This is a genomic window from Nitriliruptor sp., from assembly GCF_040882075.1.
GTDB lineage: Bacteria > Actinomycetota > Nitriliruptoria > Nitriliruptorales > Nitriliruptoraceae > Nitriliruptor.
In genome coordinates this window covers 1-11,883 of the sequence record NZ_JBBEBZ010000199.1, presented here as the reverse complement: position 1 = coordinate 11,883, position 11,883 = coordinate 1, and the positions used below count along the sequence as shown (strand labels likewise).

At 71.5% G+C, this 11,883-nt stretch carries 6 protein-coding genes and 2 pseudogenes; 6 read left to right on the top strand and 2 right to left on the bottom strand.

The features are described 5' to 3' along the window. Nucleotides 1–81: 81 nt before the first annotated feature. The gene (locus tag WEB03_RS13895; RefSeq protein WP_368071514.1) at nucleotides 82–711 is read right to left on the bottom strand and encodes a hypothetical protein; all 630 of its coding nucleotides are present in this window, start codon (nucleotides 709–711) and stop codon (nucleotides 82–84) included. Nucleotides 712–1,549: 838 nt separating this feature from the next. Here WEB03_RS13895 and WEB03_RS13890 point away from each other — a divergent pair. The 6 genes and pseudogenes from WEB03_RS13890 (at nucleotide 1,550) to WEB03_RS13865 (ending at nucleotide 11,519) form a co-directional block, all read left to right on the top strand. Beyond that, nucleotides 1,550–3,769: a (Fe-S)-binding protein gene (locus tag WEB03_RS13890; RefSeq protein WP_368071513.1), complete on the top strand. Its 2,220-nt coding sequence runs from the start codon at nucleotides 1,550–1,552 to the stop codon at nucleotides 3,767–3,769. Between the two features lie 122 nt (nucleotides 3,770–3,891). Further along, nucleotides 3,892–4,470 carry a LemA family protein gene (locus WEB03_RS13885; protein WP_368071512.1) on the top strand — a complete coding sequence of 193 codons (579 nt, stop codon included), beginning with the start codon at nucleotides 3,892–3,894 and terminating at the stop codon, nucleotides 4,468–4,470. Nucleotides 4,471–4,492: 22 nt separating this feature from the next. Then, nucleotides 4,493–6,328, top strand: a complete 1,836-nt coding sequence (locus WEB03_RS13880; protein WP_368071511.1) for a DUF2207 domain-containing protein — start codon at nucleotides 4,493–4,495, stop codon at nucleotides 6,326–6,328. 118 nt (nucleotides 6,329–6,446) lie between these two features. Continuing rightward, nucleotides 6,447–8,237 (top strand): annotated as a pseudogene (gene dcd, locus WEB03_RS13875) (dCTP deaminase); the annotation flags it as partial. A gap of 15 nt (nucleotides 8,238–8,252) precedes the next feature. Beyond that, nucleotides 8,253–8,513 (top strand): annotated as a pseudogene (locus WEB03_RS13870) (hypothetical protein); the annotation flags it as partial. 171 nt (nucleotides 8,514–8,684) lie between these two features. After that, nucleotides 8,685–11,519 (top strand): penicillin acylase family protein, encoded by a 2,835-nt coding sequence (locus WEB03_RS13865; RefSeq protein WP_368071510.1) that lies wholly within the window; start codon nucleotides 8,685–8,687, stop codon nucleotides 11,517–11,519. Nucleotides 11,520–11,566: 47 nt separating this feature from the next. On the opposite strand, the gene WEB03_RS13860 is transcribed toward WEB03_RS13865, so the two are convergent. Beyond that, nucleotides 11,567–11,883: EAL domain-containing protein (locus WEB03_RS13860; protein WP_368071509.1), on the bottom strand; the 317-nt coding region annotated here is incomplete at its 5' end.

Below are 11,883 nucleotides of genomic sequence, written 5' to 3'. Positions count from 1 at the left end.
GGTGGCTCACGATCGTCGGGTGGCTTGGACCGCGGCGGCGCGACGTCAGCCACCCGCTGAACGTGAGCGCCCCAGCGATCCTCAGCCACCCAGGCGGTGGCCACGAGGTGGGACGTGCTCGGCGCCGATGCCCCGAGCACGTTGCTGCTCGATCGCCGCGTCGAGGTCTGCCATGACCCGTGGCCGGTCCTGCATCCAGGTCTGGTGGTCGACGATCAGCACCGCCCAGTCCGTGCTGGCGTACGCCGAGAGCCGGTCCCGATCACGTCGACGGGCGGTCCGGTCGCGGTGGTAGCGATCACCGTCCAGCTCCAACGCCACGCGCCACCGCTCCAGGGGGATGTCGGGCAGCAGCGGTCGGCCACGCGGCGTCACGAGCCGTACCGGCTCGCGGGAGGGCCGGTAGCCCGCAGCCTCGAGGGAGCGCAGCACCTCGAGGTGGAACGCGGACTCGGCCGCGTTGTCCCCGAGCTCCGCGAGGTGCGAGGCGAGCAGGTGGCGTCCCGGCAGGTGGCGCACGTCCTCGAGCCGAGCTGCCAGGTCGGCGAGGTCGAGGCGACGCTGCTGACGGGCATCCACCAGGTAACCGCGCAGCTCCAGCGGTGCGACACGGGCGAGGACCAACGCGTTGGCGGCCGGCAGCAGCGTGGGGATGCCTCCGATCACCTCGACGTCACTGCGTTCGAACCACCGGCTCCGAGCGACCTCCACCCGGGCACACCGACGGTGCCAACGCCGCCGCTCGTGGTGAGCGATGAGCCGCTGACGCCGCTCCTCCTCGGTCGACACTCCCGAGGTGCCGGCCGCATCGACGTCGGCGTCCGCGGAACCCGCTCGCCCGGCGTCGTCCTCGCCCCTCGGCGGCTCCGGATCGGGCCGCACCCCTCGCACCGCACGGGCGTGCGAGGTGATGACCTCGAGCCCCCGCGGTCGTTCACCGAGCCCCTGCAGCCACCTCGCCGTTCGACCGCACGCTGCCCCGTCGTGCGCCAGGATCACGGCCGCGAGCGTGGCTCGGTCGACATCCGAAGCCCAAGGCGCGATGGCGACGCCGCGGTACGGGCGCGCCCAGCCCTCCGCGTCGCTCCGACGTGCCCAGGTCGACGGGTCGACACCGTGGCTGATGGCACCGGCCCGTGTGCCGACGCCCGCCGACTCACGGCAGGAACGGACGTACCGTCTCCAGGTCTCCACAGCCCGAGCCTGACCCCACGGGCGGCCCGCCGCCGATCGGATCCGCTGCTGGCTGTGGATGAGCCACCGAGACGAGGGACCGCACCGTGCGTGTTCGGGTGGCTCACGATCGTCGGGGCGCTCAGCACGCAGGGGCGCGCCGCCAACCACCCACCGAACGCCAGCCACCCACCGAACGCCAGCCACCCAGGGTGGCGCCCGCTCGGGTGGCGCGGGGCATCGCGTTGGGTGCGCCTGGCGGCCGTCCGTACACTCCGGCCACCGCTGCCCGCGGTGTGCGCCTCTGCGCGCCCTCGGTGGGCGGCCGCTCCTCGCGCTCCTGGTGCGAGGCGACCCTGCCCACGGGAGAAGCAACGTGGAAGCCGAGACCCTCCTCACGATCTTCCGAGTCGTGGCCGGGACGGCCGTGATCGCCTTCTTCGGGGCCTGGGCGGCCAGGCGGATCCTGTTCCTGATCAAGCTCACCAAGGCCGCCCGCCCGAACCCGGAGCGGAGCCTGCGCAACGCCGCGAAGGCCAACCTGCGGCTGGCGCTGGTCAACATCTTCGGCAACCGCAAGCTGCTGCGCTGGACCCTGCCGGGGATCGCCCACTTCTGGGTGATGTGGTCGTTCTTCGTGGCCCAGACCACCCTGCTCGAGGCCGCCGGTGAGCTCTACATCGGCCCCACGTTCAACCTGCCGCTGCTGAACTCCATCTCGCTGGCGGGGGTGACCGCCTACGACCTGCTCGGGTTCATGCAGGACAGCCTCGGGCTGCTCGGGATGATCGGGCTGATCATCTTCGCGAGCATCCGGTTCTCGCAGGACCCCAGGTCCAAGGGGCGCTCGTCGCGCTTCGCCGGGTCGAACCTGATCCAGGGCTGGTGGGTGCTCGGTGCCGAGTTCCTGGTCATCTGGACCCTCTGGGTCGCGCACGGCGTCCGCTTCGCCGAGGACCACGCCCCGACCGAGGCCGCGTTCATCTCGCGCCTGTTCGGCACCGCCTTCGAGGGCATGGACACCCTGACCCTCGAGTGGGTCGGCGCCATCAACCTCGTGGTCCACATCGCCATCGTCGGTGCGTTCCTGGTCTTCACCCTCCACAGCAAGCACCTGCACATCCTCACCATCCCGTTCCAGGAGCTGTCGCGCGACCCGCAGCGCGACAAGGCGCTCGGCAAGCTCAACACCGAGCTGATCGACATGGAGGCGATGGACGAGGACACCGTCCTCGGCGTCGGCCAGATCGAGCAGTTCACCTTCGACCGGTTCCTCGACTTCCAGACCTGCACCGAGTGCGGCCGCTGCCAGTCGCAGTGCCCGGCCTGGAACACCGGCAAGCCGCTCAGCCCGAAGATGCTGATCCAGGACCTGCGCGACCACATGTACGCCAAGGGCCCGTTCCTGCTCGGCGAGATCGACGAGGCCGAGGCCGGCGACGTCATCAAGATCCCGCTCGTCGGTGACGCCCCCGGCGAGGCAGCGGTCATCGACTACGACGTCCTGTGGTCCTGCACCAGCTGCGGCGCCTGCGTCGAGGAGTGCCCGGTCGATATCCAGCACGTCGACACCATCATGGACCTGCGTCGCTACAAGGCGATGATGGAGTCGAGCTTCCCGCAGGAGGCCGGCGTCATGCTCCGCAACGTGGAGAACGCCGGGGACCCGTGGGGGGTGGGACAGTCCAAGCGCGAGGAGTGGACCCAGAAGCTCGACTTCGACATCCCGGTCCTGCAGCCCGGCAGCGACACCGGCGGCGAGTACGAGTACATCTTCTGGACCGGCTGCGCGGGCGCGGTCGACGACCGCTCGAAGAAGATCAGCCAGGCGACCGCGCAGCTGCTCCACGACGCCGGCGTGAGCTTCGCCATCCTCGGCAAGAACGAGTCCTGCACCGGTGACCCCGCCCGCCGCCTCGGCATGGAGTACCTGTTCCAGATGCTCGCGCAGCAGAACGTCGAGCTGCTCAAGAGCGTCGGCGCGGAGAAGACCAAGATCGTCGCGTGGTGCCCGCACTGCTTCAACACCCTCAAGAACGAGTACCCGGACTTCGACGGCCACTTCGAGGTCGTCCACCACTCCGAGGTCCTCGCCAAGCTCATCGACGAGGGGCGTCTCGTCGCCACCTCCGAGCTCGACAAGCGGATCACCTACCACGACCCGTGTTTCCTCGGTCGCCACAACGAGGTGTACTCCGACCCCCGCAAGGTCGTGGACGCCGTCCCCGGGCTCAAGCCCACCGAGATGACCCGCTGCCGCTCCAACGGCTTCTGCTGCGGCGCCGGCGGCGCCCGCATGTGGATGGAGGAGACCATCGGCAAGCGGGTCAACATCGAACGCGTCGACGAGGCGCTCGCTCTGGACCCCGAGCTGATCTCGACCGCCTGCCCGTACTGCACCACGATGCTGTCTGACGGCATCGCGCAGAAGGTCCAGGAGGGCACCCTCGCGGAGGGCCAGGTCGAGGTGCTCGACATCTCCGAGGTGCTGCAGCGAGGTCGCCTGCTGCCGATGGCGGCGCAGGGTGTGGCCGGCAGCGGCACGCCCGCGCCGTCCGAGCCGACGCCCGACCCGGAGCCGGCCGGCCAGCAGTAGCGGACGAGCAGCGTCACGCCTGAACGTCGGGGACCCCGGCCGGTGCCGGGGCCCCGACGTCCGGGGCGTAGGGTCCCCGAGGAACGGGGTCCATCGAGCCGAGGTGATCCGTGGACGGCAGCGTGCTCCAGACGAGCGTGCTCGCCGCCGTCGGCGTGGTCGTGTTCGTCGTGATCGTCACCGTGCTGCTCCACAACCGGCTCGTGCGGGCACGTGTGCGCGTCGACGAGGCGTGGGCGCAGGTGGACACCGACCTGCAGCGCCGCCACGACCTGATCCCGAACGTCGTCGCGACCGTCGGTGCCTACACCGACCACGAGCAGGCGGCGCTCACCGCGGTGACATCGACGCGGACCGCCGCCCTCACACGCACGGACGCGGCTGGCCGCGAGGCCGCCGAGGACGAGCTCGGCGCGGCGCTCGGACGGTTGCTCGTGGTCGCGGAGGCCTACCCGGAGCTGGAGGCGGACGCCGGGTTCCGCGACCTGCAGAGCGAACTGGCCGACACCGAGTCGCGCCTGTCGTTCGCCCGGGACTTCGCCACCCACCGGGTCGCGGCCTACCACCAGCTGCTCGAGACCTTCCCCTCGGTGCTGGTCGCCGGAGCCTTCGGTTTCGAACGGCGACGGATGTTCGCGACCGACGGACACGAGGCACGACGGACCCCGGAGGTCGAGCTCGGCGCCCAGGTCCACCCGTGAGACACACCGCCCAGGTCCGCCCGTGAGCCGCAGCGTCAAGCTCGTCCTCAGCGCGCTCATCGCGCTCGCGGTCGTCGCCGTCCCGCTCGTGGCGGGCCTGGCCAGCACCACCCCGACCCGAGACGACGCGTTCCGGATCGACACCTTCGACCGTGAGGTGACGCTGCGGCTCGACGGGCGGCTCGAGGTCGTCGAGACCATCGCGGTCACCTTCACGCAGCCGCGCCGCGGCATCTTCCGTGACCTCGAGGGCGAGGGGCCGGCCGGCACGGTCGACTACCGGGTGGTGTCGGTCGACGGCGGCGACGCCTCGCTGCCGTGGCGGTGGGTCCAGGAGTCGACACCGGCGGGCGAACCGCGCATCCGGATCGGTGGTGCGGGCATCACCCTCCAGCCGGGACCCCAGGTCTACCGCCTGCTCTACGAGGTCGACGGGCTCGTGTTCCGGCCCGAGGACCGCCCGGACCAGGCGCAGCTCCGGATCGACGTCCCGGGTGACGCGTGGCCCGTCGACATCGCCGAGACCACGATGACCGTGCGCCTCCCCGTCGAACCGACCTCGGTCGCGTGCGTGGTCGGGACCGCCGGGGACGATGAACCGTGCCCCGCATCGACCACCTCCGAGCGGGTGGTGACCCAGACGCTGCCAGCCCTCGGACCCTCCGAGACGGGCACGGTCGCCATCGAGCTCCCGGCCGACGCCCTGACCGCCTCGCTGCCCGAGGTCGACGTGGCGGAGGTGACCACCCGGGGCGAGGGCCGGGCGCCGTTCGAGGTCCCGAAGGTGCCGGGCATCCTCGCCACGTTGCTGCTGCTCGCGTTGCCGGCGCTGCTGCTCGAGTCGTTGCGTGCCCGGCGCGTCTACCGCGACGTGGTGACCGATCCGGCCGTCCACGACCGCGTCGCCCCGACCGCCGAGCTCGAACCGCCCGATGGGCTGGCCCCCGCGGAGCTCGCAGCGGTCGACCGTGCCGGTGGGTTCCTGACCGGCGGCGCCGACGTCCTGCTGGCCACGCTCATCGACCTGCAGATCCGCGGCGTCGTCACCTCCTCCGGCGGGCAGGACGACGATGCGCCGCTCACGTTCGGCCCCGGTCCGAACGCGCCCGACGTCCACGAGTGGGAGCGGCTGGCCCTCGAGCAGCTCATGCCGAACGGCACCCCGATCGTCTTCGACGGCGAGTACGACGCCGCCACCTCGCGACGGTCCTCGGGCGCGACGAGCTCGCTCACCGCCCACGCGAACGCGGTGTTCCAGCCGGGCAGCCGGTACGTCCACGACGAGGGTGGGGCGCTCCGCGGGGGTGGGTACGCGCTGGGCATCATCGCCACGCTCGTGCTCGGCGGGCTCGTCGGCCTGGCCGCGATGGCGCTGTTCGGGGTCCCGCCGGTGGCCGTCGTCGCGGCGTGGGTCGCGCTGCCGGTCGCCTGGGTCCTGCTGTCCCTCGTCTGGCGGCTCGAGCGCCGGCCCCTGACCAGCGAGGGCCGGGACGTCATCGCCCGCACACGCGCCTTCGAGCACTTCCTGACCGAGGTGCACGCCGACCGCCTCGACTTCGCCGGATCACGTGCCGACGTCGGCGTCACCCACCCGGCGGTCGCCCTGCTGCCGTACGCGGTGGTGCTCGGGCTCGGCGCGTCGTGGCTCGAACGCTTCGAGCCGGTGCTGACCGAAGCCGCGGCGCAGGGCCGGGCGGGCGGGGTGTCCGGCACCGACACCTGGTTCCTGCACCCGACCTCGTTCGTGGCCGCGTCGACGCTGCACAGCGCCAGCATCACCAACCCCGCCAGCTCGTCCGGCGGAGGTGGCGGCGGTGCAGGGTCAGGCGGCGGAGGAGGAGGCGGGGGCAGCTGGTGACCGACCGCCCTCCGAGCTGGGCAGCCAACGACACCGGTTCACAGCCCTGCGCGCTCAACCACGTGTCGGTCGCGGGCGCCACGTAGGCTGCCGGCGACCGAACGAGCCGGGAGCACCGATGATCCTCTCCGACCGCGATCTGCGCGCCGCGCTCGCGAGCGGGCAGCTCCGGATCGAACCGCTCGGGGAGAACGCGATCCAGCCGTCGAGCATCGACCTGCGCATCGGTGCCGAGTTCCGGGTGTTCGCCAACAACCGGCACCCGTACATCGATGTCCGCAAACCGATGGACGACCTGACCGATCTGGTCGTGGTCGATGACGACGCCCCGTTCATCCTCCACCCCGGCGAGTTCGTCCTCGGCACGACCTTCGAGAAGGTCACCATCCCCGACGACATGGTGGCCCGGTTGGAGGGCAAGTCCTCCCTCGCCCGGCTCGGCCTCCTCATCCACTCGAGCCTGCCAGGTGACGAGCTCGTCCTGTTCCGTCACGAGGGTGAGACCCGGCTGCGACCCATCGAGGACATCGTCCGCAAGCAGCTGACCGGTGAGGTGGTCAGCTACGACCCGGACACCTTCGAGACGATCCACGCGGAGGTCACCGGCTGGTACGAGGGCCCGGAGGACCACATCCACGAGGTCGTGCTCGCGTCGGGGCGACGTGTGCGGGTCACGAGGGGCCACAACCTGTTCACCCTCGACCGAGACGGGGCGATCGCGAAGGTCCGTACCGGGCAGCTCGAGCCAGGCACCCTCGTCGCCGTTCCACGTGTCGTCCCCGAACCCGAGGATGCGACCGCCTGGATCGACCTGATCGCGCTCGCGCCGGAGTCCGCGTGGCACGAGCTCGTGTGCGAGGGCCCCTCGGTCGCCGCCGCGTTCGAGCACCACCGCGAGGCGGCCGAAGCCGCCCTCCGCGACCTCGGGATCGCACACATCAGCTACTACCGCGCGCGGGCGCAACTTCCGCTGCTCGCTGCCCGCCAGATCCCCGGGTTGCTCGACGGACTCGGCGGTGACGACCGCGTCCGGATGAAGGGTGGCAAGCACGCCATGCCGCCCCGGATCGAGATCGGCGAGGAGCTCGCCTGGCTGCTCGGGCTGTACGTCGCCGAGGGCTACCGGAGGCGGACGCAGGTGGTCGTCGCCAACACCGACCAGGCGATCCTCGACCACGCCGAGGCCGTCCTCACCCGGCTGGGGGCGCCCGTGTACCGGAGCGCGGGGGCGGTCACCGGCTGCTCCACCTTGCTGTCCGCGCTCGTCGCGTGGCTCGGGATGGGAGGCAAGTCGAAGGGGAAGCGGCTCCCGGCCGTGGCGCTCGGCTGGCCGCAACCGATCCTCGCCGCGCTCCTCGAGGGGTTCGTCGATGGTGACGGGTCGCGTGAGGCGACGCGCACCTCGCTGTGGTCGTCGTCGCCGCGGCTCGTCGACGATCTGCTGCTGCTGTGCGCCCGTCTCGGGCGGCGGGCCGCAGCCAACAGCCGTGAGCGCGCCACGGGGACCGCGTACCAGGTGTCGATCCCGCGCGGTGAGCACAAGCTGTTGACCGCGGTCCCGCTTCCCGACGAACTGCTCGTGCGGCTCCGTGAAGCGGCTGGACTCGACCAGCGGACCGCGGCGCAGCTCGCTGGGTACCGCTACCCCTCCAGCCTGTGCAACCTCGAGAACCGGACCGCCCGCGATGCGGTGCGTCGCACGACGCTCGCTCGACTCCGCGACACCTACTCCAGCCGGATCAGCGGTGACGACGAGGGGGCGCTCCAACGACTCGAACGCCTGGTCGAAGGAGATCTCGCCTGGGATCGCGTGGTCGAGGTCCGGGACACCGGCCGCCGCGAGCAGATCTTCGACCTCGAGGTCCGCCCGGACGGTCGCCCCATCGAAAACTTCCTCGCGGGTGACGGTGGCGTGTTCGTGAGCAACACCGCAGGCTTCGTGGACGCCGGGTGGAGCGGCCACCTGACCCTCGAGCTGTCGAACGTCGCGAACCTGCCGATCACCCTGTACCCGGAGATGAAGATCGGCCAGCTCGCGTTCTTCCCGCTCACCTCCCCCGCCGAACACCCCTACGGCTCGACCCAGATCGGGAGCAAGTACCAGGGACAGCGCGGCCCGACCCCCAGTCGCTACCACGAGAACTTCGATCCGCCGGCGGGCCAGGAAGGCGACGCCGAGGCTTGACCGCCGGCTCGGAGGAACCGATGCGGCCGCCCTCAGCGGTCGGGCGGGAGGTCGCGGCTGCCGCGGGGCAGGAGGACGGTCGCCCGGTGGCGAAGGAGGCGTGGACGCCACGTACCGCTCGGTACGCATCGGCGGTGGGACGGGACCGTCCCGAGGACCTGGAGCGACGCCGTGCGACGAGCGATCACCACCACGACCGCAGCTGCCGCGGCGATCGCGCTGCTCGCCCCCGTGGCGAACCTGCCGGCGGCCGTGGCCCAGACCAGCGGCAGCGCGACCGACGTCGCGCTCGACGACCCGACCCACGTCGGGTCCGGGTACGAGGCGGTCATCCGGCGGACCGCCTACGGCATCCCGCACATCCTCGCCTCGGACTACGGCGACATGGGTTTCGGGTACGGCTACGCCTTCGCCGAGGACAACATCTGCACGGCGGCGGACTTCTACACCACCGCCCGCGGCGAGCGCTCGCTCCACTTCGGACCGGACGCCTCTTGGACCTTCCACGGCAACGGGACCACCCACAACAACCTCGACTCGGACGCCTACTTCCTCGCCGTGCGCGAGAGCGGCCGCATCGAGGAGCTGATGGCCCAGGAACCACCGCACGGTCCGTCCGACGACCTCGTCGAGGGCGTCCGCGGGTACGTCGCGGGCTACAACCGCTTCCTCGCCGACGTCGGGGGCGCGGACGGGATCGACGACCCGGCCTGCAGCGGCGCGGACTGGGTCCAGCCGATCAGCGAGATGGACGCGTACCTGCGGTTCTACATGCTCGCCGGCCTGGCCTCCACGGGGGTGTCGATCGGCGACATCGGCGGCGCCCAGCCCCCGACGCCGGACGTGGGCGCGTCCGCGTCCCCGGACGGCGGCGACGGGTCGCCAGCCCCGGACCTGTCGGCGTTCGCCGATCTGCTCGACCCCTCCGCGGGTCCGATCCCGGTGGACCAGCTGCCCGAGATCCCCGGCGTCACCGCGGAGCAGCGCGCCGCCGCCGCGCGGTTCCCCACCCGGGCGGAGGGCATCCTCGGTATCGGTTCGAACGCCTACGGGTTCGGGTCCGAGGCGACCGCGAGCGGCACGGGGCTGGTGCTCGGCAACCCGCACTTCCCCTGGCAGGGCGGCGAGCGGCTCTACCACGCGCACCTGACGATCCCGGGCATCCTCGACGTGCAGGGCTCCTCGCTGTACGGCGTGCCGATCGTGCTGATCGGCACGACCGAGGGGGTCGCCTGGTCGCACACCGTGTCCACCGCGTTCCGGTTCACACCTTTCCAGCTCACCCTCGTACCCGGGTCGCCGACCACCTACCTGGTCGACGGCCAGCCGCGGGAGATGGAGCGCCGCCCGGTGACCATCCCGGTGCGCACCGAGGACGGCAGCATCGAGGAGGTCGAGCGCACCCTCTACTGGACCGACTACGGCCCGATGTTCACCGGGGTCCTGGGCCTGCCGCTGTTCCCGTGGACGCCGGCGATCGGCTTCGCGATGGGCGACGCCAACGACCACCTGCGCTACCTCAACCACTTCTTCGACAAGAACCACGCCCAGAGCGTCGGCGACCTGCGCGAGCTGACGGTCCGAAACCAGGGCGTGCCGTGGGTCAACACCGTCGGCGCGGACAGCGCGGGCAGCGCGTACTACTCGGACGTCAGCGTGGTCCCGAACGTGCCGGACGACAAGGTCGCCGCCTGCCCGACGGCGCTCGGCATCGTGACGTTCGCGGCGCTCGGCCTGCCGACGCTCGACGGTTCACGGTCCGACTGCGGGTGGGACACCGACCCCGATGCGGTGGTCCCGGGGATCTTCGGGCCCGACAACCTGCCGTGGCTGACCCGCGACGACTACGTGCACAACGGCAACGACAGCCACTGGCTGAGCAACCCGGAGGAGCCGCTGACCGGGTTCGCCCGCATCATCGGCGACGAGGAGACCGAACGGACCCTGCGCACGCGCCTCGGCCTGCAGATGGTCGCCGACCGGGCGGCGGGTGAGGACGACTACACCGACCTGCACCCCGACCGTTGGACCAAGGACATCCTCGAGAAGGCGGTGTTCGACAACCGTCAGTTCGCGGGTGAGCTGACACGCGACGACCTGCTGGCGTTCTGCCGCTCGACCCCCGGGGTACCGGCGAGCTCGGGACCGCCGGTCCAGACCGCGGAGGCGTGCGACGCCCTCGAGGGCTGGGACGGGCGAGATGACCTCGGGTCGCGCGGGGCCATCCTGTTCCGGCGGTTCGTGTCGAACCTCCAGGGCCTGGCCTCGCCGGTCGGTGACCCGACCGGGACCGGGCTGCTGGGCCTGCCGTGGTCGACGCCCTTCGACGTCGACGACCCGGTCGGGACCCCACGGGACCTCAACACCGTGGACCCGCGGGTGGCCACGGCGCTGGGCGACGCCATCAACGACCTGCAGTCAGCCGGCATCCCGCTCGACGCACCGCTGCGGGGCTGGCAGTACGAGGACCGAGGCGACGGGGACCGCATCCCGATCCACGGCGGCCCGGGCGGCGTCGGGGTGTTCAACGCCATCAACGTGTCGTGGGACGGCGACGCGTCCGACGGCGAGGCCGGTTACCCGGCGGTGACCCACGGCAGTTCGTTCGTGATGGTCGCCACCTGGGACGAGGACGGCGACTGCCCGGTGGACGCGTCCGCCATCGTCACCTACTCCCAGTCCGAGGACGTCACCTCGCCGCACCTCGCCGACCAGACCCGGTTGTTCTCCGAGAAGCGCTTCGTCCCGATGCGCTTCTGCGAGGCCGACATCCTCGCCGATCCCGAGCTGACCGTGACCCGGGTGACCTCCGACGGTGGCGCCGACGGCCGAGGTGGAGGCCGCGACGGCGCTGGTCCCGGCGGTGATGGGGCCACCGGAGGCGGTGGCGAGGTCGCAGCACCTCCAGCCCGGCCGCTACCGACCACCGGTACCTCGGCTGCGGTGCTGCTCGGTCTGGCGGCGCTCGGTGCCGCGGCCGCGCTGCGCCGCAGGACGGTCGGATGAAGATGATGCCCGGAAGTTCGACCCGGGAACCGAGTGTCGGTGCCTCCTCAGCGCCTTCGTCCGGCGACCGGAGCCATCGCCGTCGATCCTGGTCCGGTCCACATCCCGGCCCTGGAGAGGTGGGTGAGCACGTCCGGTGCGGGGACCGGGCGGCTGAACAGGTAGCCCTGGACGTAGTCGCACCCGAACTCGGTGAGCCGCTCGACCTGGGAGGGCGTCTCGACACCTTCCGCGACGGTGTACATCCCGAGCTCGTGGGCCATGGTGATCGTCGAGCGGATGATCCGCTGTGCGTGGCCGTCGCCCGGGGCGAGTCCGTTGACGAAGCTCCGGTCGATCTTGAGCAGGTCCCAGGGGAACGCGG